The sequence below is a fragment of the Halalkalibacter kiskunsagensis genome, assembly GCF_037027555.1.
Classification (GTDB): domain Bacteria; phylum Bacillota; class Bacilli; order Bacillales; family Bacillaceae_D; genus Halalkalibacter; species Halalkalibacter kiskunsagensis.
On record NZ_JAXBLX010000021.1, the window covers coordinates 59,752 to 85,768 of the forward strand.

Genomic DNA, 26,017 nt, shown 5'->3' on the forward strand with positions numbered 1-26,017 from the left:
CCTTGAAATACCACCTTGTTTAAGAAGATGAAAAGTTTAGAATTAGTACCAATAAAACTTTTCATTGCAGAAGATAAAAGGAAACGTAAGCGTTTCCAATCCTGTAAGAAAAGAAAATTTTTTAGAAATGAGGAGATTAACGATGGAAAAAGAAAAATTAGCTACGATTACTGATTTAAATGAGGAGAAATATTTACTGCCGATGGAATGGGGAGGCATTCAATGGCTTTGTGGGCAAGAGATCGACCCGGATGCAGAAATGACGTTCGGAATGGTTTATATTAATGCCGGCGATGAAAATCCACGACATATTCACCCGAATTGTGAAGAGCTCATTTTTGTATTATCTGGAGAATGTGATCACACGCTTGGTGATGAAACGTACCACCTAAAACCAGGGATGATGCTTAGAATTCCAAGAAATGTTCCACATAATGCAACGGTTACAAGCTGGGAGCCATGTCGGATGATCATTGCTTATTCAGCACCTGATCGTCAAACAATTGGAGAATAATTGGGCCATAAGGTAAACGAACTATCAAACATCTTGGAGGGATATTAGTTGGACACAATCAAATTTAATTATGAATATACAAACAAAATTAAGGTCGGATTTATTGGGTGTGGCGCTCATTCGTTTCGAAATGTTTATCCAACATTTGATTATGCCCCGGTTGATTTAGTGGCTGTTTGTGATCTCAATTTGGAAAGAGCTGAAATTTATCGCAATCGATTCGGTGCAAAGAAAGCATATACAGATTATAACGAGATGATCAAAAAAGAAGATTTGGATGCTGTATTTATTGTTTTGAACTTTGATAAAAACGGTCGTCCTCTTTATCCGAAAATCTTGCCTGATATTATGAATGCTGGGCTTCCGGTATGGGTTGAAAAACCAATTTCTTATACTACGAAAGAAGCGGAAGATTTACTAGAGTTACAAGAAAAAACAGGTGTGCAAGTTCTTGTTTCAAATAAAAGATATTTTTATCCTTCCTTTGAGGGTGCTAAGAAAATTATTGAAAACAGCAAATTTGGCCAAGCTGTGTCGATGACAGGTCGTTATCCTTTAACGTTGACTCCTTTCCAACAGGATATTGGAGAGAGAACAGGATTGCATTGGTTTTTAGACATTTGTCATCCAATGTCAGGGATGCACTATTTAATGGGGGATGTAAAAGAAATGTGTTTCTTAGAGCATCAACCTAGTGGAAATGTACAAACGATTTTATCATTTAAATCTGGTGCGATTGGCAGCTTGCATTTACCATCTACTCAATCGGAAACGAGTCCAAATGAACGGTATGAAATCGTTGGTGATCAGCAAAATATTGTCATCGATAATGCCATTAGACTTGCATATTATCAAGGTAAAAAAGGAAGCGGGGACTACGGGAAGGCACCTTCTTTTATTGGGGATGATCCTACAAATGGACCGATCCATTGGGAGCCAGAGTTTTCATTAGGTCAACTTCATAATAAGAACCTTTTTACACAAGGAATGGTTCAAAGTGTTAATCATTTCGCTAGTGCGATTTTAAATAATACACAAGTTGAACGTGCTACATTGAAAGATGCATGGCAATTAACAAAAATCTTTGAGGCTTTTAAAAATCATGAATCTGGAAAGTGGATTGAACTATAAGAGCTGGTTGTGGAATAAATAAAAGAATGTTTAGGAGGAGGGCATTATGAAGTTTAGTATTGTAACAGATATGCTAGGAAAAGAGTCATTTGAAGAGGCAATTGCTAACGCAAAAGAATTAGGGTTTGATTATGTTGAATTACGTGCCAAGCTTGATGGAGATACAATCGATACCATTTCGGTTGAAAAGGCTCGGCAACTAGGGGAAGTTGTAAAAAAACATGGACTTAAAGTCGCAACTTTAAGTTCATGGGCAGTAAATTCATGTACATTTTCTGGTCCACCAAAGTATGACAATTATGATGAGGGTCATCATCACGAAATGACCGAGCAGTTGAGACGATTGTTTGATTTAGCAGATGCGTTTTCTGCTCCTAATGTTCGAATTTATTCACTGCACCGCAGAGAAGGCTTTGATACATTACCACCAGAAGAAAAAGAGAAAGAGTATCAGCACAATACTGCGGTGTTACTCGCGCATGCTGAACATGCTCAAACTAGAGGAAAAGTGATTTTAGTAGAAAATGAACCACCAACATTAGCTAATAATTGCGTTGAGCTAGGAGAACTCATGAAGAACACGAATCATCCGAATCTCAAATTAAATTGGGACATTGTTAACGGATGGAGAACAGGTGAATTTCCTACAGTTGAAAAGTATGAACACATTAAAGGCCATGTAGCTTCTGTTCATTTAAAAGGGGCGTCAAGAGAAGTTAATTCTATTTCAAATGAATTCTCGCATGGTAGATTTAATAACTTTGCTATTGCAGGGGAAGATGATTTTGAGCATGTAGAAATTATGACAGCGCTTGCGAAACATGATCCAGAAGCAATTTTGACAATTGATACGCATTATCCGTCTTTTTATCAACAGGATAAGATCGGCGAAGTTGAGGTCGTACGCCAAACGAAAGAGTTTTTTGAAAAAATTCTGAAGGTAAAAGCATAAGGAGGATCATATGAGTAAAAACATTGTGATTATTGGCTCATTGGATACAAAGGAAACGGAATTCCTCTATGTAAAATCAATTTTGGATAAATGCGGATTGAACACGCTGTTAATGAATACTGGAATCTATGAATCTTCTATTACTGGTGATATTCCAAATGAAGAAGTGGCAGAAGCTGGTGGAGTTTCAATAGAAGAATTGAGAGAGAAAAATGATCGTGGGACTGCTGTGTCAACGATGGCTGAAGGTGCTTCAGTCATTATACAAAAACTAGTAAAAGAAAATAAAGTAGCTGGAATTTTTGGGATGGGCGGAACTGCAGGAACAACAGTGGCTGCCACTGCCATGAGGAAGGTTCCTATAGGGGTTCCGAAGCTCATTGTGTCTACAGTAGCATCAGGGAATACACGTCCATATGTTGGTGAAAAAGATATTTTGATGATGTATTCCGTTGTCGATATAGCAGGGATTAATAGTTTATCAGCTCAAATCTTGAAAAATGGAGCCAATGCTTTAGCTGGAATGGTGAATGGTGAGGCTGTTGAAGTTGATGTTGCACATAAACCGATGATTGCGGCAACGATGTTTGGTGTCACCACTCCTTGTGTAACAAAAGCGAGAGAGCAGTTCGAAAAGAATGGATATGATGTATTGGTTTTTCATGCAACGGGCACTGGTGGAGATGCGATGGAAGCGTTGATCCAAGATGGCTATATTCAAGGGGTAGCTGATATTACAACAACTGAATTTGCTGATAAAGTCGTCGGAGGCATTTTTAGTGCAGGAGATAATCGACTTGAAAGTGCCGGAGCGAAGTCCATTCCTCAAGTTGTGTCAGTAGGAGCACTGGATATGGTCAATTTTGGTCCTCCTGAAACAATACCTGAACAATTTAAGGATCGAACATTCTATCAACATAACCCAACGACCACATTGATGAGGACAACCGTTGAAGAGAATATCAAATTTGGAAAAATCATAGCGGAAAAACTGAACAAAGCAAAACACAATTCGGTCGTCATTTTTCCAAAAGGAGGCGTGTCTCTATTAGATCGGGAAGGTCAAGCGTTTGAAGGGGTCAAGCAGCGTGAAGCTCTTTTCAACAGTTTGAAAGAGAACCTTCATGAAGATATTCCTTTTATTGAAGTAGAAGAAGACATCAATGATCCTGCAGTAGCACAATTAATTAGTGATCAGTTATTACACTTAATGAAATAGGGGGAACAAACTATGGCATTAGAAAGAGAAGAAGTGTTAAAAAGGTTAAATGAAAATATTCAAAACAACGAGGTCATTATCGGCGGTGGGGCTGGTACTGGGTTATCTGCGAAAAGTGCAGAAATAGGCGGCATCGATTTAATCATCATATATAATTCCGGTCGCTATCGTATGGCGGGTCGCGGTTCATTAGCTGGCTTAATGCCTTATGGTGATGCTAATCAAATCGTTGTTGAAATGGGGAATGAAGTATTAACAGTAGTTGAAGATACACCGGTTTTAGCCGGTGTGTGTGGAACAGATCCTTTTCGAAACATGGATCTATTCCTTAAACAATTAAAAGATATGGGTTTCTCTGGAGTGCAAAACTTTCCAACTGTCGGACTATGCGATGGTCAGTTTCGTCAAAACCTTGAAGAGACCGGAATGGGATATGATTTAGAAGTTGAAATGATTAGAAAAGCTCATAACCTTGGTTTAGTTACATCTCCGTACGTATTTAATAAAGAAGATGCAGAGAAGATGGCGAAAGCAGGGGCTGACATTCTCGTTGCTCATGTAGGGTTAACAACGAAAGGAGCAATTGGGGCACAAACAGCGATGAGTTTGGATGATTCAGTAAAATTAGTTCAAGAAATTCATGATGCTGGAAAAGCGGTGAATGAAGACATTATCGTTCTTTGTCATGGTGGTCCAATTTCTGAACCAGAAGATGCAGCTTATGTTTTAAGTAAAACAGAGGGAGTGTCTGGCTTCTTTGGAGCTTCTAGTATCGAAAGGTTACCAACAGAAGTAGCGATCTCAGAACAAGTACAGAAGTTTAAAAATATGTAGTTTGATTCTATTTTGTAAAAAGAATTAGGTGAGAGAAGAATGCTGCAAATATTACTTGCCCTATTATCTGGAGCCATTGTAGGTTTTGTATTTGGATTAGTGAAACTGCCAATCCCGGCTCCACCAGCTCTTCCAGGTATCATTGGAATCCTAGGTATCTTTTTAGGCTATCAATTTTATGTATGGATTTTACCAATCATTAAACAAATATAAGATGTTGTCACGCGAAAAACCACAATTTATTAGATGTGGTTTTTACGCGTGAATAGAATATATATGATAAACATTTATGAAAAAGAGGATTGCCAATCATACTGAATAAGTAATAAACGACTTTTTTAACCTACCACTCCAAAATACTTTTTTCACCTTAAACAATTGGGACGCTGAGCTATCATGATTTCAAACTATTCACCATAAAAGGTGCTAGCTACGATTTATTGCCTTCTAATTCTTAAATAGAATTGATCACTTTGTCTTTAATAACCTCAGCTGTTTCCTTGCCGTTTGCAATGCAGGCTCCGATTCCAACTCCATAATAGGAACAACCTGCTAAAATGACATTAAGAAAAGTGGAAGATAGTTTCTCATTCAGAGAACGAACCGCTTGGTTATGCTGTAAATGGTAGTTTGGCATCAAATCATCCCAGTTGGTAACCTCGACGGCTTGTGGTTCTGCTACAATCCCAAGACTCTTCTCAATATCGGTTAAGGCAGTTTGAATAAGGTCTGCTTCATTCATATGTGTCAACGATTGGTAGGAAGGGTTGGAGCTTTTATAAAAGAGTCGGACTAATAAGTTGCGTTTCTCTGACGTATGCTTCCATTTTCTACTTGTCCACGTACAGGCATCACAATGTAGATCACTATTTTCCGAAACAATAAAACCAGTCCCATCAGCAGGGAGTTGATCATCTGAAATCTGAAAGCCAAGGTAAATGCTTTTTAGATATGAATTTTGTAATTTGTTAAAATTAACGTTTAGATCCGGTTGGTCTAATAAGGTTTGCGCAACGTTATGAAGAGTTGTTACGACAGTTATAAACAACCTCGTCTTGTAAAAGTAAGTCTTACAGTTTTCCTCACCTCTTATACAATGTAAGAGATGGTGAACATACTTGTCTCCTATGATTCATAAACTGAAATGTTCGGTTACTTGTAGATGATGAAGGAAGGAGGCCAGTTATGAAACAGCCAAGCCTAATGCCAGTGTTTCAACAAATAAAAGATTATAAACTGACTTATTTTCGAAAAGACCTTTTTTCAGCTTTCATGGTTTCGTTGCTTCTTATCCCACAAGGAATGGCTTATGCAATCTTAGCAGGCCTTCCGCCAGTATATGGCCTTTATACTGCTATTTTTCCAGCGATTATGTACGGTTTGTTTGGTTTGTCTAGACAATTATCTGTAGGACCAGTTGCAGTTATATCAATTATGGTGTTTGCCGGGGTTGCCCCACTTGCTGATCCTGGGACAGCTTCCTATTTGGCTTATGTTGTCTTTTTGACACTTTTAGTCGGTCTTGTTCAAATGTTGATGGCTGTGCTAAGAATTGGCGCTCTTATGCAATTTGTACCTCATAGTGTTATCCAAGGGTTTACATCAGCCTTAGCTTTGACGATCATTTTAAATCAAATTGGTCAACTCATCGGTGTATCCTTTGCGAGAGAGTTACCATTTTTCTTCGCTGTAATAGATTTTGGAGAAAAATTACCAACCGCACATGTAAATACAATGATTTTTTCGCTATTGCTTCTTATTTTTTATTTTATTAGTAAGCGGAGCAAGGTCCTGCCTCCAACGCTCGTTTTTATTGTTATCAGTACAGCAATCGTTATTATTTTTTCATTGGAACAATACATGATTAAGACTGTAGGCGTTATTCCAAGTGGTCTTCCAAGTTTCTCTATTCCACTGCTTATTGAAAATCAATGGATAAATCTTATACCTCTTGCTTTTTTTATAGCAGTTATTAGTTTTTTAGAGTCGTTTGTCATGGCTAGTTCGTTAAATGAGAAGATAAAGGATGTTCTCGACCCTAATCAAGAATTATTTGCGCTTGGACTTGCCAATGTGTTTGGTAGTTTCTTTTGTTCGATTCCGGTTGCTGGTGCTTTCTCACGGTCAGCAGTTAGTGCTCAATCAGGAGCGCGTACAAGTTTGAATTCTTTGTTTGCTACACTATTCGTCATCCTGGTGCTATCTTATTTTACAGAAGGGTTTGTTCATTTGCCGCTTGCCGCGTTAGCTCTAATGATCATCTTTGCTGCTAAAAATTTAATTGATCTGCCATACAATTCATTGAAAAATAAACAAATCAATAATCATGATTTCATTTTGTGTATGACGTTTGTAAGCTCCTTAGCCTTTGGTTTAACGTATGGGATTTTAATTGGTTTAGTGTTAAGTTTTATTTCTGTGTGGATTCTTAAGTTTAGGTCTAGTTATAGGAAGGAATAATGAGTTTTTCGGGTACTCAAATAAAAGTGTACTCTCCAAGAGCATTTAAAGCATTTCGTTGAGAAATGCTTTTTTTTCGTGCTGTAACGGGACTATTGTGATGATCAATTTATCAATCCACATCGCTTATTTCAATTATGACAACAATGTGAATGACAAAATGCTCTTTTCTTTAAATTGAAACCGTTTTACTTCGGGCTTATGATAATACATGTAAGGTTATATTCCATCAAAATTATATTTGTAAAAGCGAAAGGAGCATATATATGTCAAATTCAGAAAAGGGATCAAAGCCGGATTTCCGCGTGAAGATTCAACGTTTTGGTAGTTATTTAAGTGGCATGATTATGCCAAATATAGGAGCCTTTATCGCCTGGGGGATTATTACTGCATTATTTATTCCTACCGGTTGGCTTCCGAACGAAGATCTAGCGCAGCTTGTTGGGCCGATGATCACTTATTTATTGCCGTTATTAATCGGTTATACCGGTGGTAAAATGGTTTACGATGGTCGTGGGGGAGTCGTTGGTGCAACGGCAACCATGGGGGTTATTGTAGGAGCAGATATTCCGATGTTTCTTGGTGCTATGATTATGGGACCTCTGGGTGGTTGGTTAATTAAAAAGGTCGACCAATTCATTCAGCCGAAGGTAAGACAAGGTTTTGAGATGTTAGTCAATAACTTTACAGCAGGTATTTTAGCGGGTATTTTAACACTTGCTGCTTTTTGGACAATTGGTCCTGTAGTTGTTGGATTAAATCAAGCATTAGCAGCTGGGGTAGAAGTCATTGTGGGCGCAGGCTTACTTCCACTAGCAAGTATTTTCATTGAACCAGCAAAAGTTCTATTTTTAAATAATGCTATTAACCATGGAATTTTGAGTCCACTTGGGGCAAGAGAGGCTGCTGAAGCTGGTAAATCAATTCTATTTTTACTAGAATCAAACCCTGGGCCAGGTTTAGGTATACTGCTGGCGTTTATGTTTTTTGGAAAAGGTACTGCGAAACAAACAGCACCAGGTGCAGCAATTATTCACTTCTTTGGTGGGATTCACGAGATTTACTTCCCATATATTTTAATGAAACCATTATTAATTTTAGCAGCAATTGCAGGTGGGATAAGTGGGGTATTCACATTCACATTGTTCAATGTTGGATTAGTTGCGCCGCCATCTCCAGGAAGTATTTTTGCACTAATGGCAATGACACCTAAAGGTGGAGGTCACCTTGGAGTATTGCTAGGGGTTCTTGTTGCAACGGTTGTTTCATTTGCAATCGCTTCGCTTATTCTTAAATCTAGCAAAAAGGCAGAAGATGAGGATATAAATGAAGCAACAGCAAAAATGCAAGAAATGAAAGGCAAGAAAAGCACAGTTGCGGGATCGTTTGAACCAACTAAAGAACAAGCAATTGATATGAAAAATGTAAACAAAATTATCTTCGCGTGTGATGCAGGAATGGGATCTAGTGCAATGGGAGCTTCTATTATGAAAAATAAAGCGAAAAAAGCTGGTTTGGACATTGATATTACGAACACGTCCATTAACAATATTCCGAGTGATACGGATATTGTAATAACGCATAAAGATTTAACATCACGTGCAAAAGAAAAGCTACCAACAGCACACCATATTTCTGTTGATAATTTCCTAAACAGTCCTAAATATGATGAGTTAATTGAAGATTTGAAATAAATGGCTTTAATGAGACTGACTCTATTTGATGAGTCAGTCTCATTTTGAACTTCTTCTACAATTTAATTATGGCAACAATCAAGGTGACGAAATTGCATTTTCCTTTTGTTGAGATAAAGCCCAGCAAGCTCTATCATAGTAATTGTAAGAAATGATAAATCATATTTGTCACTAACTTTGCTCAAAATAGAACATTAGATCTTTAATGGTGGAGTGGATTTTATGTATATTTCGGCAAGGGAACGAAAGATACTAGAGCTTTTATTAAACACAAGAGAAGAAACAACAGTAAAAGATTTAGCGAATGAACTAACAGTCAGTTCACGTACGGTTCACCGTGATTTAAAAGGGGTAGAAGAAACGTTAAAAGAGTATAACCTTAGATTGAATAAGAAATCTGGTTTTGGCATTCATGTAATCGGTGACAATGAGGTAAAAGAAAAATTGAGGATGTTCCTGTTTAATTTATCTCATAATGAATATACCCCCGAAGAGCGCCAAACGATTATTTGTTCTGAATTACTAGATACAACTGAACCTGTGAAGTTAGTCTCATTAGCAAATGATCTCAATGTAACGATTGCAACGATTAGCAATGACCTTAATAAAGTCGAAGAACGACTTGCGCCTTTTGATTTAACATTGGTTAGAAAACGTGGCTACGGAGTTGAAATTACCGGCTCTGAGACAGCAAAAAGAAGAGCAATGAGCAAACTGATTATTGACAACATTGATGAATTTGAATTTATCTCTATTATGAAAGAAACAATTCAAAGAAAATCATCTCAAACGGTCGATACGGTAACAGACCGCCTGCTTGGATTGGTCGAGAAAAAGAAGCTTCTTATTATTGAAAAACAAATCGACCAAATAAAAAACGACTTGCCCTATTCAATCGCAGACAGCGCTTATATTGGTCTTGTGGTCCACCTAGCACTAGCGATTGAACGTATCCAGCAAGGGGAAGACATTAATTTTGACGCGGATTACTTAGAAAGTTTAAAGGAAACAAAAGAGTTCAAAGTAGCCCAGAAGATCGTTGCCGGATTAGAAGAAGTGTTTCGAATTACCATATCTCATGGTGAAGTTGGCTATATTACGATGCATTTGATGGGTGCCAAGCTGCGTAATGATCACGATGATCTGTTGGAGGATACAAGTCTTCAAGTTGGTCTCCTGGCTCAGAATTTAATTCGTTTCATAAGCAAGGAAATGGATCGTGACTTAACAAATAATATGCCTTTATTTCAAGGTTTAGTCGCTCACCTGCGACCTGCAATGTATCGTATGAAGCAACAAATGAGGATTTCAAACCCTCTTCTTACGAAAATTGAACACGATTATCACGATCTGTTTATCCTTTTGGAAAAAGGAGTGAAAGAGATCTTCACGGAGTTACACGTACCGAAAGAAGAAATTGGCTATTTAGTAATGCACTTTGCTTCTGCCTTGATACATAAAGGAGAAGGGAAGGAACGCAAAATACTAGTTGTTTGTTCAAGCGGGATTGGTACCTCTAAGATGCTTTCAACAAAATTAGAGCAGGAAATTTCAGGATTAAAAACAGTGAATGCGTCTCTTTTTGACTTAGAAGAAATGCATGTTAAAGAGTTTGACGCCATTGTTTCAACTATCCCTTTGAAAAAGTTCAACAACGAATATCTATTGGTAAGTCCATTGTTATCTGAAGAAGATATTGACAAGATCAAACGGCATTTACAAGATAAAAAGGAATTATTAGGTGAAGTAAAGCTGGGGAAAGAGGACGATAGGAACCAGGTCAATAGCGGAGTGTTCCTTCAAGGAATTGAGAAGGTAAAAAACTATACAACGGCCATCTATCAAATCTTGAATGGGTTTTCTATTACCAATCTCAAAGCGCCTGTTTCCATTGAGAAAGCTCTATTTAATTTGTGTGAACATTTATACGCGACAAATGTTATTAGTCATATCGATGGGGTCATAGAAGAACTTTTAAGACGTGAAGAAATTGGTGGACTGGGCATTCCGGATACGTCACTTGCGCTCTATCATACAAGAAGTGATGAGATCCAAGTACCAAGCTTTACAATCAGTCGACTTTCGCATCCGCTATCTGTAAAAGCAATGGATGAATCTACGATAGAAATCAATACAATCCTTTTGATGCTTTCACCAAAGGATAGCAATGAGGAAACGTTAGAACTTCTTAGTGGAATCAGTTCTCTTATTATTCGAGATGAAGATTGTATAGAAACATTCCAATCGAGCTCAAAAGAGGATTTAGAAAATCTACTAGCAACTGAATTAAAAGCAATTTATGAAATGAAAGTAAACAAATAAGGAGTGCTTAACATGACAAAGCAAATTTTATCAGCGGAAAATATTCAACTTAACGCAAGTTTTAATAATAAAGAAGAAGCGATCAGAGGGACGGGGCAAATCTTAGTCGATAAAGGCTATGTAGAACCGGCTTATATTGAAAAAATGCTAGAACGCGAAGAGCTGACGTCAACATTCATGGGCAATTTCGTTGCGATTCCACATGGTACAGAAGATGCGAAGCAAGAAGTTCTAACATCAGGTCTTTCCATTGTTCAAGTTCCTGGTGGTGTTGATTTTGGAAATGGAAATCTTGCAAAAGTGTTAATTGGAATTGCTGGGAAAGATGGCGAACATTTAGAAATTCTTTCGCAAATTGCTATTGTTTGCTCTGAAGAAGAAAATATTGAAAAAATTGTTGAAGCGAAATCAGCAGAAGAGATCTTAAGCTTGTTTGATGAGGTGGTGTAATGTTAGCTGTACACTTTGGAGCAGGGAATATCGGTCGAGGCTTTATTGGAAGCCTCTTATCCGATGCAGGCTATGAAGTATGCTTTGTCGACGTGAATGCTGAAGTAGTTGATTTGTTAAATGGGAAGCGTAAATATCGAGTTGTACTTGCAGACGAAACGAGTGAGGAAACAACTGTTACGAATGTCAGAGCGATTAATAGCATGCAAAATCCTGAAAAGGTACTAGAAGCGATTAGCGAGGCAGACATAGTAACAACTGCGGTAGGTCCAAATGTTCTTGTGATCATCTCACAATTGCTTGCACATGGGCTACGAAAAAGAGTGGAACAAACCGACAAGCCCTTAAATATTATTGCTTGTGAAAATATGATTGGTGGCAGTGAATTTTTAAAGAAACATGTTTATGACAAGTTATCGAATGATGAAAAGAATAAATTTGATCAAACGTTTGCGTTCCCAAATGCGGCTGTTGATCGAATTGTACCAAACCAAACAAATGACGATAAGCTAATGGTTAAAGTTGAACCATTTTATGAATGGGTTGTCGATCGCTTGAATATGATCGGAGATGTTCCAAGTATTGAAGGTGCTACATTTGTAGAAGATTTAACTCCATTTATCGAACGCAAACTCTTTACGGTTAACACGGGGCATGCTGCGTGTGCTTATCTTGGTTACCTTGCTGGGTTGAAGACAATTAAGGATGCGATGGAGAACGAAGATGTATTTCAAGCTGTTGTGGATACATTAAAGGAAACGGGAGCTGTATTAGTGAAAAAATACAACTTCGATTCAGATGAGCATATGAACTATGTGAATAAAATCGTTGGCAGGTTCAAAAATCCACATATTAATGATGAGATTCCACGAGTTGCAAGAGGACCTATCAGGAAGCTAGGACCAAATGATCGCTTGATTAGCCCGGCCGTACAACATTATAAATATGTCAATGGTCAGCCTGTAAACTTAGCAAAAGCAATCGCTGCAGCATTAAATTACGACTTCTCTGAAGATGAAGAAGCCGTATCATTACAATCAAAGATAAAAGAAGTAGGCTACGAAAAAACAATCGAGGAAATATGTCAGGTTCCAAAAGGTCATCCACTTTTCGAGTTGATTATGCAGAAGCTTACAAAATAAACGAGCGGAAAACACACTCCTGTAGTGTGTTTTTGTTTGTGGTAAGGCGAAAATGATTCTGCACTTACCTAGGGAACATATTTTAGAAGTATACTTAAAAAGTGGAGTGAAATTTGTAGTTGATTGTAAAGTGAAATTATGAGGGTAGAACCTTTAAAATGGATGTATTGCTGATATTTAACTAAACAGTTTTGATGTAGTTAAACAACAAATAAGGAGGTATACAGAATGTATCAAGAACATGATCACGTTTTACGTGTAATTGATTTCAAAAAAACTGAACATAATACAATTTTTGTAAAATTCACTGGATTTGATGCCGTTTTTGGGAAAGATCTAGAAGGGGAAGTCAAGTTTGTTGCTGGTATGCCATTTGGAGATTTAATTCACCCTCAAAGGTCATCCTTATCTTCTGAATGCAGACAATTCGTTCGAGAGATGTTGTTAAATAAGTATAACGCAGGCGAATTTAATTAGTTATAATCGATAAGAAATCCTTTTTTATAATTTGGTTGTTCAAAAATACTAGGCGCATTTCTTAAATAAGAAATGCGCCATCTGTATTATGGTCTAATTACAGAATGCGACTAAAATGTAAAGTTTACCGATTGTGTCCTGACCTAATGTTTGATTAAATATCTAAATCTCCTTTAGGTCCAAAAAATTCAAAATGAATGTGTTCTTCTGGTACGTTCCATTCTTTTAATGCTTTGTTTATAGCTTTCATAAAGGGTACTGGACCACAGAAATAAAATTCGGCTTCGTTGTTCTTTAGAATAGACTGTAACCATGGGAGGTCAATATATCCATCTTTTTGATAATTTTTAGCTTGTTTGTCTTCTTCAGTCGGTGATTCATAGGATAAAAAGTAACGAATGTTCTCAGACGAATGAATTACATTGGTTATTTCTTCGTTGAATGCATGGTACGTACTATTAATAGCCGCATGAACATAAGTGACTTGTCTTTTTGGTTGTTGGTTTGCTAGTGTTTTTAACATGCTTATCATCGGAGTTTGACCAACGCCACCGCTAAGAAGTACGACAGGTCGTTCTTCTTGTGAATTTAATACAAAGTCTCCAGCAGGTGCTGTAATTTCTAATAGATCTCCTTCAGAAACGTGATCATGAAGAAAGTTTGAGACGATGCCAGCTGGTATATCTCCTTTTTGATCTTCGCGCTTTACACTGATACGGTAATATTCTTGTCCAGGCTCATCAGATAAACTGTATTGTCTTAAATGAGTATACTTCTCTCCGTCAATGATTGCTTTTACTGTAATATACTGACCTGGTTGGAAGTCGGAAATCGTGCCCCCGTCTTTTGGTTTTAAGTAGAAGGATGTAATAACCTCGCTTTCTTTTTCTTTTTTTGAAATGACGAACTCTCGGAAGTCATCCCAACCACCTGTCTTCGAAGCTGCCTCATTATACATTTCATTTTCAACGGAAATAAAGACATCGGCAATTACTCCATATGCCTCACCCCAGGCATTAATGATTTCATCTGTGGCTGCATCCCCTAGTACATCTTTAATCGCTAATAATAAGTGTTCGCCTACGATTGGGTAGTGTTCAGCTTGAATCCCTAGACTACGATGCTTGTGGGCGATTTGTTTGACTACTGGAAGAATGGCTTCTAAGTTATCAATGTACTGCGCGGCAGCATATACGGTATTGGCAAGTGCTTGTTGCTGTTTCCCTTGTTTTTGATTTACATGATTAAAGATATGTAACAATTCTGGATGATTTGAAAATAGCATTTGGTAAAAACGGGTTGTAATAGCAGTGCCATGCTCTGCAAGAACTGGGACTGTTGACTTAATAGTTTCGATTGTTTTGGAATCTAATACCTTTGTTGTCATATGTAAATCCTCCATTTTTTAAACAAGTATTTTAAATACATCTTTAGTATGGATGCGCTTTCGATTAAAAGCAATATATAAAATACACCTTTCAACAAATAGACACTATTTCGAATGAACTTAAAGATGTGAGTAAGTGCTTGTAACGAGCCCGTTAATGTTTGTTCATAAAACTATCACTGTATGTCTGTATCTCATAAAATATATTTTCATCCCCATTAAACTTACATTAAGAAAAGCAGGCTAAAAGCAAAGAAAATAACGCCATTCCCTAACTCAACCATACCAATAACTATTGGTTTAACAGGATTTCCTCTGGAGGTAAACCAATCTTTTAGTATTCCAGGGAAATAAGCCAAAGTCATCCAAGGAGCTGTGAGAAGCCAGGGAATAAAGAGTAATACGCCATGATAGATATGAGATTTCATTTTGAAATGCATATTCGTCCTCTCTCTAATCATTGATTTAACATAAAACGAGCTACCCATAAAGTAGAAAACAACCCAACTTAACAAAAGAAAGGCTTCGTTTGACCAACCATCACTACCAATAATATAAGCGGCGACTCCACCTAGTGAAAATATCAAAATCCCACTAAAATTATTTAATAAGTTTCGCTCGTTTTTCCGTTTAATATAGTAGATGTTCATGCCAAGAAGTGGCACAAGAAACAAACCGAGTAAAACTAAGGATGAGTGAATCCATACGACAGGCACTATAAAAATAACTGCTATTAAACTATAGCTCAGTAACCAGGGCTGCATAGATTTTTTTAGTTTGGAATTTCGAACTATATTCAAAAATGGAGTTGACGCTAAGTAAATAAAGAACCATCCAACAAATAAAGGAATATGAAACCAATTCGGTTGTGATAAAAACACACCCAACAAAAATGGAAGAAAAAACATTAGCCATGTTCCGTGTTCTTTAGGAATAACCATTTACAATTCCCCTCTCAAAATATCTGTTCCTTTTCTTTGAAGCGTTTTAGCATGATTTCACATAAAAAATAACACATTTTAATCTTGCTCAAAATGACATTCATCACAATGGATAACAATCTCCAGTTGCTCATGTATTTCTAGAAGGCCTAAATTATGTGATTTCAATCACATTGTCGTAATTGTTTCTCTGGTAGTCTTGTGAAAAAGGAGGGTTTCAGTTATGAGCCAATTTTGTGAATTAGCAGGGAATGGGTCAGTAGAGTTATGTGCACCTCTTCAAAGACTTAAAAGCGAGCATACACCTTTAAGAATACAAATGGATAATTTGTATGAATTGTCGGTATCGATTGAAAAAGAGAATGAGATTGGGAGAATAAAAGAGAAATTGTTGCAACTTCGTAACGGAGTTATCCAATTCGTTGCTCTTTTAGATCCTCATTCTGAAAAAGAGGAAGGAGTGTTATTTCCGATGGTGGCAAATTACATCGGAAAAGATGTAGGTCCAATATATGTGATGGAATATGAGCACGATCAAGCAAAAGGCAACTTACGAAAGTTTCTAGAGGGAACAATTAATTTAAAGGAATGCCTCACCATAAGCGAATTATTTCAAATTACAGAACTCTACAACCGAGCGTACCATGTATTACAAGAACACTTTTTAAAGGAAGAAGAAATCTTATTTCCTATGGCAGAAAAACTATTGACTAATGAAGAGAAAAAAAGATTAGAACTACACATAGGTACAGTGTAATAACTTCGTGAACACGGTTTACTCTTCCGTGTTCATTTTTTCGTATATTTGATCGTACCTTCTGGAAGGGATAACATTTAACGATTTTAAGTGACTTTTGCTCATTTGAATTAGTTTTGGACTGAGGATCAAAAGATACTGCTCTTTCCCCCGTGATGTAGCTCACATCCGACCATCGGATACAAGCTTATAATGGAGATGAATTGATTGGAGGGAATGGAATGTTTAATCGTGACTTTAATGAAAATCCATTTATCGTAATTTGGGAACTAACTAGAGCTTGTGAATTAAAATGTCTTCACTGTCGGGCAGAGGCCGAGTACCATCGTCACCCTCTTGAACTCACATTGGAAGAAGGAAAACAACTCATTGATGACATATATGAAATGGATAATCCAATGCTTGTGTTTACTGGAGGGGATCCACTCATGCGTCCTGATGTATATGATATTGCCGAATATGCAATCAAAAAAGGTGTCCGAGTATCGATGACACCAAGCGCTACCCCGAACGTTACGAAAGAAGCGATTCAAAAAGCAAAGGACGTTGGGCTTGCTAGATGGGCATTCAGTTTGGACGGCCCCACAGCTGTCATACACGACCATTTCAGGGGTACGGAAGGTTCATTTGAGTTAACAATGAACGCGATTCGTCATTTGCACAAGTTGAAAATTCCTATCCAAATTAATACCGTGATTTCGAGGTATAATGTTGATGCGCTAGAAGAAATGGCTAAATTAGTGGAAGAGTTGAATTGCGTGCTATGGAGCGTATTTTTCCTCGTGCCAATAGGACGAGGGAAACAAACCGATATGATCTCACCAGTAGAACATGAACAAGTGTTTCGCTGGCTTCATAAATTAAGCCAAAATGTTTCGTTTGATATAAAAACAACTGCTGCACAGCATTATCGACGTGTTGTGATTCAACAAAAAATGAGAGAGAATGCTAACCTTGATCAAGCTATTCATTATCAGGATGCATTAGCAAAAGGAATGACTGGTCCGTTTGATGGATTAGGACGGGCACCAAAAGGAGTGAATGATGGGAACGGCTTTGTCTTTATCTCTCATACAGGGGATGTCTACCCAAGTGGGTTGCTACCTGTGAAAGCAGGAAATGTTCGCACATTGCCATTAGCAGAGATCTATCGCGATTCACCTATTTTCAAAGATTTACGTAATCCTGATAAGTATAAAGGGAAGTGTGGTGTTTGTGAGTTTCGTTATGTTTGCGGGGGATCCAGGTCTAGAGCTTATGCGATGACCGGGGACTATATGGAAAGTGAACCATTCTGTGTATACATTCCAAAATCAATGAGAAACAAAAGATAATCTAAAAAGGGATTGTCCCAAAAGCCCCTGAAAAACTAAAAAGTAGTGCTTTCCATCAATGTACTCTTCTGTAATGAGAAGTTTGGTTAGTTCCGTAAATAACGTGCCCATTAACGGTTTTAAGCGTTAGGATCGAAATCGGTTTATTGTACGAAAATCAGGAGATTGTTGGAAGGCAAGCTACATCATTGGAAGGTTTTCACGAAAAGCACTCGCATTATCTCGACAAGAGAACATTTTTTGTGTATCTCCGTATAGAATAACTTTGGTCTTCATTTTGGGATGATAGGCAGGTCTCCCACCATCTTTAATACACGTCATAAAACAGATGGTCATCCAGTCGGTTCACCATGTCGTTCACCGCACGAGCAACATGATTTTCTGAAATTAAATCTGAATAATCCATAGGAAGAATCAGTTGATTCATGTTATAAATCTTTAAAAGTAGCCAATTGGTTGCACATAAAAAATCGCTCCTTGTTGAATGTTTGTTATGGTATTTCACTTTAAACGATAGAGCGATTTTTTTGTGCACTTTTTTAGGTGGAATGACGACGAAAACCTTGAGCCATTTATTCTGACTCAAGATTTTCAACATTTATTTGGGGATTCTTTGTGCATTTTTTGAAAGAAAGTCAAACTAAGCGGACGGGATGGGGTGGCCGACTCCTGCAGGAGGAAAGGGTAGGTTGAAATCACCGGCTTGCCGGTTAGTTCAGCACCCGCCTGCGGAAAGCGTGCCCCCCATCCCGGGAGCGGTCGCTTTTCCACTTCCTTTATTAATTAGAAGAGGAGCTGTTCCCTAAAAAGGATTTTAATGACCTTTGGGACAACCCCTTTTTGGGAAATTGGATATGCTTTATAGGAGAGTACCTATGAAGCTGATCTTACACTTGTGCGACTGCTCGCGGGAATAATACATTATTTTCTAAATGAATATGTTGGAACAAATCAGATTCTAGGTGTTCAAGACGTTGATAGACTAGACGATAAGTGCCGCAAGCTCCTTCTGGAGGGGTGAAATCGTTTGTAACGTCACGAAGTTCTTTTAGAATATTGCCGGCATGGCTATGTTCATTTTCTAATTCTTCAACGACTTTTAGCAATTTGTTAACGTTTTCTTCAGTACGGTTTTGCTCAAGTTCGAGAATGAGAGGAAAATCTTCTGTTTCCTCTTTAATTAAATGCTGCTCTAGCTCGACACGTAATTCATGGAATAATCGATGGATCATGGCTAAATGAGGTTGTCCTGCCCCGTGAACACGTAATACTTTTGTGATATATGGGCTTAATTGAGGCAACTCTTCATTAATATAGCGATGATGTTTATTTATAATGTGATCAATTAATTCACGATATGATGCACTTTCCCATTCAATTCTCGATTCATTTAATGCTGTTGTTTCTTGATACAGTGTATTCAGGTTTGTTAACACTTCTTCTGCAGATAGATTTCTTTCATTAATAGCTTCTATAATTGGCCGGTTTCCCCCGCAGCAAAAATCGATACGATAAGATTTAAAAAGGTCACTCGCTTTAGGGAATTTCGTTACTATTTCTCCTACAACAGATGTTTCAGTAAATGTTCGTTCCATAATAACTGCCTCCAGTAATTTATATTTTGAATCTATATAAAGGATATCAACGAATCATCGTATATGTAGTGATATACATCACGTCTCACCTGTTAAGTTTTGACAAACTCGATCACTTCGGATAAAAAAGAGGTTGTACCCATATATCCATGTTCATCATGTAACTATGATGTTCATCACAGTTTTCGTTTTGATAACTTAGTACAATTGAAGTGAAGATACAGCTAATTGAACGAGTAAGGGAGTTTTAGATATGAAATTAGCAGTGATTAAAAGACATTTACAAGGAGTATCTCTTTTTAAGGAGCTTTCAGAAGAAGAAATCCAGCCGATTGTTGATATTTCTCAAATTAGAAAATACTCACCAAGGTCATTTGTATTTATGCAAGGTGAACCACTTGATCGAGTGTTTTTTATTCATTCTGGTAAAGTGAAAATTCACAAAACGGACCTGTCAGGGAAAGAACAAATTGTGTCCATTCTCGAAGCTGGAGATATGTTTCCTCACGCTGGTTTTTTCCGGAAAGGAAATTTCCCGGCACATGCTGAGATCCTTGAGACTGCAGAGTTAATTGTCATTCCGGTTGGGCAGTTTGAGAAGATCCTTCTTAAATATCCTGAACTCTGTATTAAAATGTTCAAAGTATTAGGAGAAAAAATCGTCGATCTGCAGAATCGATTGGAGGAGAAAATTCTTCGTGACACATATGAACAAATTGTGATGTTACTTCTTCGATTATGTAAGTCAAATGGTGTGAGGATTGATGACCAATACAAACTCACATCCTATTTTACGAATCGGGAACTAGCCAACATGATAGGAACATCGAGAGAGACAATGAACCGTACCATTAATCGTCTACGGAAGAAAGGACTGATTGACTCGGACGAAGAAGGTTATTTTCTTATTCAATCAGAGAAATTGGAAGATGAAATTATCTAAAAATAGTAGACTTTTATTACCGTGTGATTTAACTCACAAACCGACATGAATCCTTTTGTTACAGTGTTCCTGAGAATTAGAATCAGTAATTTGAAGGAGTGAGATAAATGAGTAAAGAGTTAGTTGATCACATCTATGAAATGTTAGAAGAGGTAAATGATCCAGAGCTTGGGATCGATATCGTGAATTTAGGACTTATTTATGAAGTGGATGTTGATAAAGGCAATAATGCTTTGATCAAAATGACGATGACTTCAATGGGCTGCCCATTAGCCGGAGAAATCGTAGCTGATCTGAAAAACAAAGTTTCTAAAATTGAGGAGATCAATGACATACATGTGGATATCGTTTGGAGTCCACCTTGGTCAAAAGATCGATTGTCCCGTTATGCGAAAATTGCACTTGGAGTTCCGAATTAAGACAGGAGTTAATTTCATACACGGTCCTAACTGGAGGCAGTGCCTTTAAAAGAAGTTTTTACAATTATGTTACAGTTTCAAAAAAGTGAAGGGGATGTGATACGAATCACCGTCTTCGCACAACAGTTTTGCTAGGGTAAAGGTGGTCACCTTGACGATATGCAATAGAGAAGGATGGTACGTCAATTGTTTGTGATGTAAATGGCTTGACCAGAGTAATATCGTTTGAATTGACCGGGTTAAAAATGAAAAAGGAGAATGCAAAATGAGAAAATTATTAGTTAGTGGGATGATCATCTGGGTAGTCGCTGTTTTAACAGCATGCGGGGGCAGTAGTGATGAGCCTACGACAACTGAAAACGAAGAGGCTACTACAATTGAAAGTAGTAACACGGTAGTATTAGAGGCATCAAATTGGGACTTTGATCAGGAAGTATATACAGTCCAAGCTGGAGAAGTAACAATCGAATTAAAGAACGTAGAAGGATATTATGGTGTCGTAATTGATGGTACGGATCTAAAAATTGACGGGGACGGAGAACAAACAGTGACTCTAGAAGCAGGAGAATATATCATTTATTGCTCTATACCTTGTGGTGGTGGACATGACGAAATGACGGCAACACTCATTGTAGAGTAATAAATTCATATAAAGACTTCTACGCAAGAGTCTTCTTTCGTAAAAGTCTTTTTTATTCTAGCAAGAGAATGTCAAACGATCATTATAAAATTTCTATGATATTTTTTCACAGGAGAGGAGAGCAAATAAATGAAAGACGAGTTATCTATTGGTGGTATTAAGTTGAAAAATCGACTTTTTATAGGGACCGGAAAATTTAATAATGATAGTCTAATCCCTGAGGTTGTAAAAAGTTCTATGGCGCAGGTCATTACCGTAGCTATGCGACGTGTCGATCTACGTTCAACAGAGGAAAATATTATGAACTTTATTCCAAAAGAGATGGTTCTACTTCCAAACACATCTGGGGCAAGGACTGCTGAAGAAGCTGTTCGTATCGCAAAGCTAGCTAGGGCGGCTGGCCTTGGAAATTGGGTGAAAATTGAAATAATAACTGATCAAAAGTATTTACTCCCTGATAACTCTGAAACAATAAAAGCAACGGAAAGTTTAGTAAAAGAAGGATTTATTGTCTTACCTTATATGAGTCCTGATTTAATAGTAGCTAAACAATTAGAAGAAGTTGGAGCAGCAGCAGTTATGCCTTTAGGTTCACCAATTGGCTCCAATCGCGGTTTTAGAACCCAGGAGTTGGTACGGATTATGATTGCAGAGAGTAAGGTTCCGATTATTGTTGATGCAGGGATTGGTAAACCGTCTGAAGCTTGTGAGGCGATGGAGTTAGGAGCAGATGCTGTTTTAGTCAATACAGCTATTGCGACTTCGAACGATCCTATTGGTATGGCAGAAGCTTTTGCACACAGTGTAAAAGCAGGTAGAACAGCTTATTTAAGCGGGTTGGGTGCTACTACGATAGAGGCAAGGGCGTCTTCTCCATTAACAGGATTTTTGACTTAGAGAATAAACCAACCGAAAATGGATTGTGATTTCTAGGGAGGGGACATAGATAGTGAGTTTTTATCATGTATTTAAAGAATTAAAATTGCTTGATTTTGAAGGCTTTTTCAATTCGGTAACGAGTAATGATATCCACGGAATAGTGCATAAAGACTTGTTAAATGAAAAAGATTTTTTGATGTTATTATCACCTGCTGCAGAGGAATACTTAGAAGAGTTGGCTCAAAAAGCCCATCAACTAACGGTTCAACATTTCGGAAAAACGATTCAGTTGTTTAATCCAATCTATATATCCGACCATTGTGTTAACCACTGTACCTATTGTAGTTTTAGTATTATTAATCAATTTCAACGACAGAAGCTTACGATGGAAGAAGTCGATAGAGAAGCGAAAAACTTGGCGAGCATGGGAATCAAACATATTTTAATTTTGACTGGAGAGTCGAAGGTACATAGTTCAGTTGCATATATTAAAGAAACTGTAGAAGTTCTAAAAAAGTACTTCTCCTCTATCTCGATTGAGATCAACCCACTAGACACAGTCGAATACAAAGAATTAAAAGCTGCAGGGGTTGATGGGGTTACCGTTTATCAAGAAGTATACAATGAAGATGTCTATCAGGATTTTCACGTCAAAGGACCCAAACGCAATTATCGATATCGTCTTGATACACCGGAAAGAGGTTGCAAAGCAGGACTTCGCAGTGTGAATATCGGATCTTTGCTTGGTTTAGATAACTGGAGGAAAGAGGTATTTTTCACTGGGATGCATGCTGATTATTTACAAAAGAAATACATAGGTACAGAAATCGGTCTATCACTCCCAAGGATCCGACCCCATTTAGGTAGTTTTAAACCGCGATCAGAGGTGAATGATAAAGCTTTTGTTCAAAGCCTCATTGCTTTAAGATTGTTTTTACCTAGATCGGGAATTACATTATCGACTCGTGAAAGTGCGGTTTTTAGAGATCACCTTATACCTCTTGGAGTAACGAAGATGTCTGCAGGAGCATCAACGGAGGTTGGAGGCTATTCTCTTGAAGCCTTGGGAACGAATCAATTTGAAATTTCCGATGAACGTTGCGTAAGAGACATTTGCAATGCATTATATAAAAAAGGCTACCAACCCATTTTTAAAGATTGGATTCATTCATAGGTCAGTCAATATCTAATAACAGCTTACCTACCAGAGGACTTTAATTGAATAACCGCAACAATAATATCAAACGTTCAGAGTAACAATTCTCTGAACGTTTTTCCTTTCTCATTAATATGCGTTATTCACTTTAGCGTATTTACCTTTTAAAAAATTCCCTATATAATGAAAATCATGTGAACAAATCTAACAAGTCTCTTGACTTTTGGGTGCTAAAAGGGGAGGTTTGCTTTTGTCTTTGGAAAGAGGGGAATTAAAGAAATCGGCTGAATTGGAAAAGGGTTGGAGTTTTACAAACTATATAAGTAAAATGAAAGGAGTTAGTGCTCAAGATCAGAGTGTCCGCATAATAGACTCGCTAGTATCTGCAGGTGGGGGATTAATTGCGATGACAATTATAAGTATTCTCGCTGTTAGTCTTAGCTACCCGATGGCTTTAGGCCCGATTGGTGCTAGTTGTTTACTCGTTTTTGCGGCACATGAAGGTCCTTTTTCGCAACCACGTCATATAATTGGTGGACACTTACTCTCTACCGTTACAGCATTGTCGATTTGGGATGTGTTTGGAAGGTCCCATATTACAATTGGAATTACCCTAGCTATTGTCGTCATACTTATGATTATTACAAGAATGATGCATCCGCCTGCTGCTGCAAGTGCAATCGTTGCGATTAATTCCCAAGCTGGCTGGGGATTGCTTTTAACAATTGTACTTAGTGCTGTAATCGTCGTAGGAATCTCGGTATTATATAATAATTTATTTGAAAGCAGGAATTATCCCAAAAGGTGGATCTAGATAGCTAGCTTCTATCTAACTTTTTTTCAATGCAAGTGCTATGGAATAAGCATGATTCCGTAGCACTTGTTTTTTTGCATTTTTTTATTTCAGAGTATGTTTTTATCTTGCTTTTTTCATTTTCAGTGGTGCGTCACTAATGTTGATATCTGAATTGTTCCTCTGATAATAGTACCAATTTAAGAAAATGGATATAACATAAAATCCGACAAAGAAATACAACGCGGTCACTGGTGTACCTGTGTTTGATACGGACCAACCAAATAATTGTGGGATAAAGAATGATCCGTACGCAGCGAAGGCTGCAGTGAATCCAAGTACAGGTGCCGCTTCTTTAGCAGGGAAGATGATCGGAATCATTTGGAATGTGGAACCAGAGCCGATTCCTGCAGCGATAAATAATATTAAAAAGGATAATAGGAACCCAACGAAGTTTTGTTGGCCAATAAAGTAAATAACAGACAACGCACCTAGGGACATAATAACTAATACATAAGCCGTTACCAGAGCACCACCAACTTTATCAGATATCCAACCACCAACTGGTCGTGCAGTTGCTGCCAAAAAGGCACCAAGAAAGGCTAAAGCGACATATTCTGGAAATTGTGATCTGAGTAACAATGGAAAAGCAGCACCATATCCAATGAAAGAGCCAAATGTCGCAATATATAGTATTGTCATAATCCAGGTGTGTTTTCTTTTTACGATAATAAATTGGTCTTTCACAGATTGTTTGGCTGTTGGGAGATTATCCATCCCGAAGTAGGCAATGACTGTCATCAAAATAATAGGGATAACCCAGATAAAAGCTGCATTTTGCAACCAAATTTCCTGCCCGTTAGGTAAGAGTTGACCTTCTCCTCCAATAGCAGCAAACGTACCAATGACAATGATAAGCGGGGTAACAAATTGCACAACAGATACCCCCATGTTTCCTAAACCTCCATTAATTCCAAGGGCTGTTCCTTTTTCTTTCTTAGGGAAAAAGAAACTAATGTTAGCAGATGCAGATGAAAAGTTCCCTCCACCAAGCCCACAAAGTGCAGCTAATGTAAGCATGATCCAGTATGGTGTTTCTGGATTTTGAACAGCAAACCCAATTCCCAGTGTAGGAATGATTAATATACCTGTAGAAAAAACGACCCAATTTCTACCACCAAATTTGCCCAGTGCAAATGTATACACAAAACGCAAAGACGCCCCCACTAAACCTGGGATGGCCGCTAATGTAAATAGTTGCTCCTCTGTAAATTGGAAACCGATGTCATTCAATCGAACGGCAACAACTGACCAAATTTGCCATACAACAAATGCAAGCATTAATGTTGGAACGGAAATCCATAAGTTTCGCTTAGCATGACGCTTCCCTTCTTTTTTCCAAAAATCATTGTTCTCTGGGTTCCACTCAGTAATTCGTGCCATAGGTACCTCCTAATTATTTGTTTAATGTTTTATTTGATAATCAAATCATACAAATAAATAAAATAATTGAATGTGATCAATGTCACAAAATCTGCCAAACAGGAAGGAATGCAGGTGAAATAAAGAAACGAAATGATTGCTACAAGTGGTAGGAATACGGTGGAAAGAGCTCTTTATGGAGATATTGTGAAGAATAGATAACATGATGTGAGAGAAATAACGCTGGGTTGCTTCCAAAATTACTGAAAAAGGACAAAAAAAAAAGAGCTTGAAAGGAGATTAGAGGTCACTGATAAAAGTGAAAACCAGAGGCCACTGAAAAAGTCCATCGAGGAAGCGGCAATGGCTCCGCAGGTTGCGCGTCTGCGGATTGAGAAACCCACTCATAGCGGGTTTTAAGGTGTGAGACACTTCTCACACCAATGGCAACGGCTTCATTGCTTAAAGGCCACTGAAAATGATGTGACCCCCTAAAGTTAGAGTTTTATATTAAGCAGCTAATTGGCTGGTATGGATACGGTATTGAACCGGACTC

Annotated in this window: 24 protein-coding genes and 2 pseudogenes; 20 read left to right on the plus strand and 6 right to left on the minus strand. The window is 37.8% G+C overall.

Annotated features, from left to right (window positions below; all coding sequences use genetic code 11):
- The first annotated feature begins 142 nt into the window (after positions 1 to 142).
- Genes SLH51_RS13630 through SLH51_RS13655 form a run of 6 tightly spaced genes read left to right on the plus strand, consistent with a single transcriptional unit; the run spans position 143 to position 4,863 of the window.
- Entirely contained in the window at positions 143 to 514 is a 372-nt protein-coding gene (locus SLH51_RS13630) for a cupin domain-containing protein (protein ID WP_335961871.1), read from the plus strand.
- 48 nt (positions 515 to 562) lie between these two features.
- Positions 563 to 1,645: a Gfo/Idh/MocA family protein gene (locus SLH51_RS13635; RefSeq protein ID WP_335961872.1), complete on the plus strand. Its 1,083-nt coding sequence runs from the start codon at positions 563 to 565 to the stop codon at positions 1,643 to 1,645.
- 46 nt (positions 1,646 to 1,691) lie between these two features.
- A complete protein-coding gene (locus SLH51_RS13640; protein ID WP_335961873.1) occupies positions 1,692 to 2,597 on the plus strand; it encodes a sugar phosphate isomerase/epimerase family protein in 906 nt (301 codons plus the stop codon).
- A gap of 10 nt (positions 2,598 to 2,607) precedes the next feature.
- On the plus strand, positions 2,608 to 3,816 hold the full coding sequence (locus tag SLH51_RS13645) for a Tm-1-like ATP-binding domain-containing protein (RefSeq protein WP_335961874.1): 1,209 nt from the start codon (positions 2,608 to 2,610) through the stop codon (positions 3,814 to 3,816).
- Between the two features lie 12 nt (positions 3,817 to 3,828).
- The gene (locus tag SLH51_RS13650) at positions 3,829 to 4,650 is read left to right on the plus strand and encodes a phosphoenolpyruvate hydrolase family protein (RefSeq protein ID WP_335961875.1); all 822 of its coding nucleotides are present in this window, start codon (positions 3,829 to 3,831) and stop codon (positions 4,648 to 4,650) included.
- 39 nt (positions 4,651 to 4,689) lie between these two features.
- On the plus strand, positions 4,690 to 4,863 hold the full coding sequence (locus SLH51_RS13655) for a XapX domain-containing protein (protein ID WP_335961876.1): 174 nt from the start codon (positions 4,690 to 4,692) through the stop codon (positions 4,861 to 4,863).
- A gap of 241 nt (positions 4,864 to 5,104) precedes the next feature.
- On the opposite strand, the pseudogene SLH51_RS13660 reads toward SLH51_RS13655, so the two are convergent.
- A pseudogene (locus SLH51_RS13660) lies at positions 5,105 to 5,671 on the minus strand (protoporphyrinogen oxidase); the annotation flags it as partial.
- Positions 5,672 to 5,835: 164 nt separating this feature from the next.
- On the opposite strand from SLH51_RS13660, the gene SLH51_RS13665 reads away from it, so the two are divergent.
- From SLH51_RS13665 to SLH51_RS13690, 6 genes are all read left to right on the plus strand, one after another.
- Entirely contained in the window at positions 5,836 to 7,110 is a 1,275-nt protein-coding gene (locus SLH51_RS13665; protein WP_335961877.1) for a SulP family inorganic anion transporter, read from the plus strand.
- A 266-nt stretch (positions 7,111 to 7,376) separates the two neighbouring features.
- Positions 7,377 to 8,804: a PTS mannitol transporter subunit IIBC gene (locus tag SLH51_RS13670; protein ID WP_335961878.1), complete on the plus strand. Its 1,428-nt coding sequence runs from the start codon at positions 7,377 to 7,379 to the stop codon at positions 8,802 to 8,804.
- Between the two features lie 222 nt (positions 8,805 to 9,026).
- Positions 9,027 to 11,126, plus strand: coding sequence for a BglG family transcription antiterminator (locus tag SLH51_RS13675; protein ID WP_335961880.1), 2,100 nt, complete (start codon positions 9,027 to 9,029; stop codon positions 11,124 to 11,126).
- 12 nt (positions 11,127 to 11,138) lie between these two features.
- Entirely contained in the window at positions 11,139 to 11,576 is a 438-nt protein-coding gene (locus tag SLH51_RS13680; protein WP_335961882.1) for a PTS mannitol transporter subunit IIA, read from the plus strand.
- Positions 11,576 to 12,718: a mannitol-1-phosphate 5-dehydrogenase gene (locus SLH51_RS13685; RefSeq protein WP_335961883.1), complete on the plus strand. Its 1,143-nt coding sequence runs from the start codon at positions 11,576 to 11,578 to the stop codon at positions 12,716 to 12,718. Before SLH51_RS13680 ends, SLH51_RS13685 begins: the two co-directional genes overlap by 1 nt.
- A gap of 228 nt (positions 12,719 to 12,946) precedes the next feature.
- Positions 12,947 to 13,195 (plus strand): hypothetical protein, encoded by a 249-nt coding sequence (locus SLH51_RS13690; protein ID WP_335961884.1) that lies wholly within the window; start codon positions 12,947 to 12,949, stop codon positions 13,193 to 13,195.
- A gap of 154 nt (positions 13,196 to 13,349) precedes the next feature.
- On the opposite strand, the gene hmpA is transcribed toward SLH51_RS13690, so the two are convergent.
- Both hmpA and SLH51_RS13700 read right to left on the minus strand, forming a co-directional pair.
- Positions 13,350 to 14,582, minus strand: coding sequence for an NO-inducible flavohemoprotein (hmpA, locus tag SLH51_RS13695; RefSeq protein ID WP_335961885.1), 1,233 nt, complete (start codon positions 14,580 to 14,582; stop codon positions 13,350 to 13,352).
- 224 nt (positions 14,583 to 14,806) lie between these two features.
- Entirely contained in the window at positions 14,807 to 15,523 is a 717-nt protein-coding gene (locus SLH51_RS13700) for a YwiC-like family protein (protein WP_335961886.1), read from the minus strand.
- Between the two features lie 223 nt (positions 15,524 to 15,746).
- Between SLH51_RS13700 and SLH51_RS13705 the strand changes: the two genes are divergently transcribed.
- The gene (locus tag SLH51_RS13705) at positions 15,747 to 16,280 is read left to right on the plus strand and encodes a hemerythrin domain-containing protein (RefSeq protein ID WP_335961887.1); all 534 of its coding nucleotides are present in this window, start codon (positions 15,747 to 15,749) and stop codon (positions 16,278 to 16,280) included.
- A 221-nt stretch (positions 16,281 to 16,501) separates the two neighbouring features.
- Entirely contained in the window at positions 16,502 to 17,614 is a 1,113-nt protein-coding gene (locus SLH51_RS13710) for a TIGR04053 family radical SAM/SPASM domain-containing protein (RefSeq protein ID WP_335961888.1), read from the plus strand.
- Between the two features lie 36 nt (positions 17,615 to 17,650).
- Here SLH51_RS13710 and SLH51_RS13715 read toward each other — a convergent pair.
- Together SLH51_RS13715 and ric are read right to left on the minus strand one after the other, a co-directional pair.
- Positions 17,651 to 18,078, minus strand: a pseudogene (locus tag SLH51_RS13715) (transposase); the annotation flags it as partial.
- Positions 18,079 to 18,501: 423 nt separating this feature from the next.
- On the minus strand, positions 18,502 to 19,209 hold the full coding sequence (gene ric, locus SLH51_RS13720) for an iron-sulfur cluster repair di-iron protein (protein WP_335961889.1): 708 nt from the start codon (positions 19,207 to 19,209) through the stop codon (positions 18,502 to 18,504).
- 253 nt (positions 19,210 to 19,462) lie between these two features.
- Between ric and SLH51_RS13725 the strand changes: the two genes are divergently transcribed.
- The 6 genes from SLH51_RS13725 to SLH51_RS13750 all read left to right on the plus strand — a co-directional run bounded on the left by SLH51_RS13725 (position 19,463) and on the right by SLH51_RS13750 (position 24,060).
- Positions 19,463 to 20,152 (plus strand): Crp/Fnr family transcriptional regulator, encoded by a 690-nt coding sequence (locus SLH51_RS13725; protein ID WP_335961890.1) that lies wholly within the window; start codon positions 19,463 to 19,465, stop codon positions 20,150 to 20,152.
- A 107-nt stretch (positions 20,153 to 20,259) separates the two neighbouring features.
- Positions 20,260 to 20,571: a metal-sulfur cluster assembly factor gene (locus tag SLH51_RS13730; protein ID WP_335961891.1), complete on the plus strand. Its 312-nt coding sequence runs from the start codon at positions 20,260 to 20,262 to the stop codon at positions 20,569 to 20,571.
- A 265-nt stretch (positions 20,572 to 20,836) separates the two neighbouring features.
- A complete protein-coding gene (locus tag SLH51_RS13735; RefSeq protein WP_335961892.1) occupies positions 20,837 to 21,211 on the plus strand; it encodes a cupredoxin domain-containing protein in 375 nt (124 codons plus the stop codon).
- Positions 21,212 to 21,340: 129 nt separating this feature from the next.
- Complete coding sequence (locus tag SLH51_RS13740; protein WP_335961893.1) at positions 21,341 to 22,108, plus strand: thiazole synthase; 768 nt, start codon at positions 21,341 to 21,343, stop codon at positions 22,106 to 22,108.
- 52 nt (positions 22,109 to 22,160) lie between these two features.
- Positions 22,161 to 23,264, plus strand: coding sequence for a 2-iminoacetate synthase ThiH (gene thiH, locus SLH51_RS13745; RefSeq protein ID WP_335961894.1), 1,104 nt, complete (start codon positions 22,161 to 22,163; stop codon positions 23,262 to 23,264).
- Between the two features lie 232 nt (positions 23,265 to 23,496).
- Entirely contained in the window at positions 23,497 to 24,060 is a 564-nt protein-coding gene (locus SLH51_RS13750; RefSeq protein WP_335961895.1) for an HPP family protein, read from the plus strand.
- A 102-nt stretch (positions 24,061 to 24,162) separates the two neighbouring features.
- Here SLH51_RS13750 and SLH51_RS13755 read toward each other — a convergent pair whose 3' ends face one another.
- Entirely contained in the window at positions 24,163 to 25,482 is a 1,320-nt protein-coding gene (locus SLH51_RS13755; RefSeq protein ID WP_335961896.1) for a NarK family nitrate/nitrite MFS transporter, read from the minus strand.
- Positions 25,483 to 26,017: the final 535 nt, after the last annotated feature.

Excerpts from the sequence above, each read along its gene's own strand:
- SLH51_RS13630 (WP_335961871.1), top strand. The coding sequence starts at position 143 with ATGGAAAAAGAAAAATTAGCTACGATTACTGATTTAAATGAGGAGAAA.
- SLH51_RS13640 (WP_335961873.1), top strand. The coding sequence starts at position 1,692 with ATGAAGTTTAGTATTGTAACAGATATGCTAGGAAAAGAGTCATTTGAA.
- SLH51_RS13645 (WP_335961874.1), top strand. The coding sequence starts at position 2,608 with ATGAGTAAAAACATTGTGATTATTGGCTCATTGGATACAAAGGAAACG.
- SLH51_RS13650 (WP_335961875.1), top strand. The coding sequence starts at position 3,829 with ATGGCATTAGAAAGAGAAGAAGTGTTAAAAAGGTTAAATGAAAATATT.
- SLH51_RS13655 (WP_335961876.1), top strand. The coding sequence starts at position 4,690 with ATGCTGCAAATATTACTTGCCCTATTATCTGGAGCCATTGTAGGTTTT.
- SLH51_RS13665 (WP_335961877.1), top strand. The coding sequence starts at position 5,836 with ATGAAACAGCCAAGCCTAATGCCAGTGTTTCAACAAATAAAAGATTAT.
- SLH51_RS13670 (WP_335961878.1), top strand. The coding sequence starts at position 7,377 with ATGTCAAATTCAGAAAAGGGATCAAAGCCGGATTTCCGCGTGAAGATT.
- SLH51_RS13675 (WP_335961880.1), top strand. The coding sequence starts at position 9,027 with ATGTATATTTCGGCAAGGGAACGAAAGATACTAGAGCTTTTATTAAAC.
- SLH51_RS13680 (WP_335961882.1), top strand. The coding sequence starts at position 11,139 with ATGACAAAGCAAATTTTATCAGCGGAAAATATTCAACTTAACGCAAGT.
- SLH51_RS13685 (WP_335961883.1), top strand. The coding sequence starts at position 11,576 with ATGTTAGCTGTACACTTTGGAGCAGGGAATATCGGTCGAGGCTTTATT.
- SLH51_RS13690 (WP_335961884.1), top strand. The coding sequence starts at position 12,947 with ATGTATCAAGAACATGATCACGTTTTACGTGTAATTGATTTCAAAAAA.
- hmpA (WP_335961885.1), bottom strand. The coding sequence starts at position 14,582 with ATGACAACAAAGGTATTAGATTCCAAAACAATCGAAACTATTAAGTCA.
- SLH51_RS13700 (WP_335961886.1), bottom strand. The coding sequence starts at position 15,523 with ATGGTTATTCCTAAAGAACACGGAACATGGCTAATGTTTTTTCTTCCA.
- SLH51_RS13705 (WP_335961887.1), top strand. The coding sequence starts at position 15,747 with ATGAGCCAATTTTGTGAATTAGCAGGGAATGGGTCAGTAGAGTTATGT.
- SLH51_RS13710 (WP_335961888.1), top strand. The coding sequence starts at position 16,502 with ATGTTTAATCGTGACTTTAATGAAAATCCATTTATCGTAATTTGGGAA.
- ric (WP_335961889.1), bottom strand. The coding sequence starts at position 19,209 with ATGGAACGAACATTTACTGAAACATCTGTTGTAGGAGAAATAGTAACG.
- SLH51_RS13725 (WP_335961890.1), top strand. The coding sequence starts at position 19,463 with ATGAAATTAGCAGTGATTAAAAGACATTTACAAGGAGTATCTCTTTTT.
- SLH51_RS13730 (WP_335961891.1), top strand. The coding sequence starts at position 20,260 with ATGAGTAAAGAGTTAGTTGATCACATCTATGAAATGTTAGAAGAGGTA.
- SLH51_RS13735 (WP_335961892.1), top strand. The coding sequence starts at position 20,837 with ATGAGAAAATTATTAGTTAGTGGGATGATCATCTGGGTAGTCGCTGTT.
- SLH51_RS13740 (WP_335961893.1), top strand. The coding sequence starts at position 21,341 with ATGAAAGACGAGTTATCTATTGGTGGTATTAAGTTGAAAAATCGACTT.
- SLH51_RS13755 (WP_335961896.1), bottom strand. The coding sequence starts at position 25,482 with ATGGCACGAATTACTGAGTGGAACCCAGAGAACAATGATTTTTGGAAA.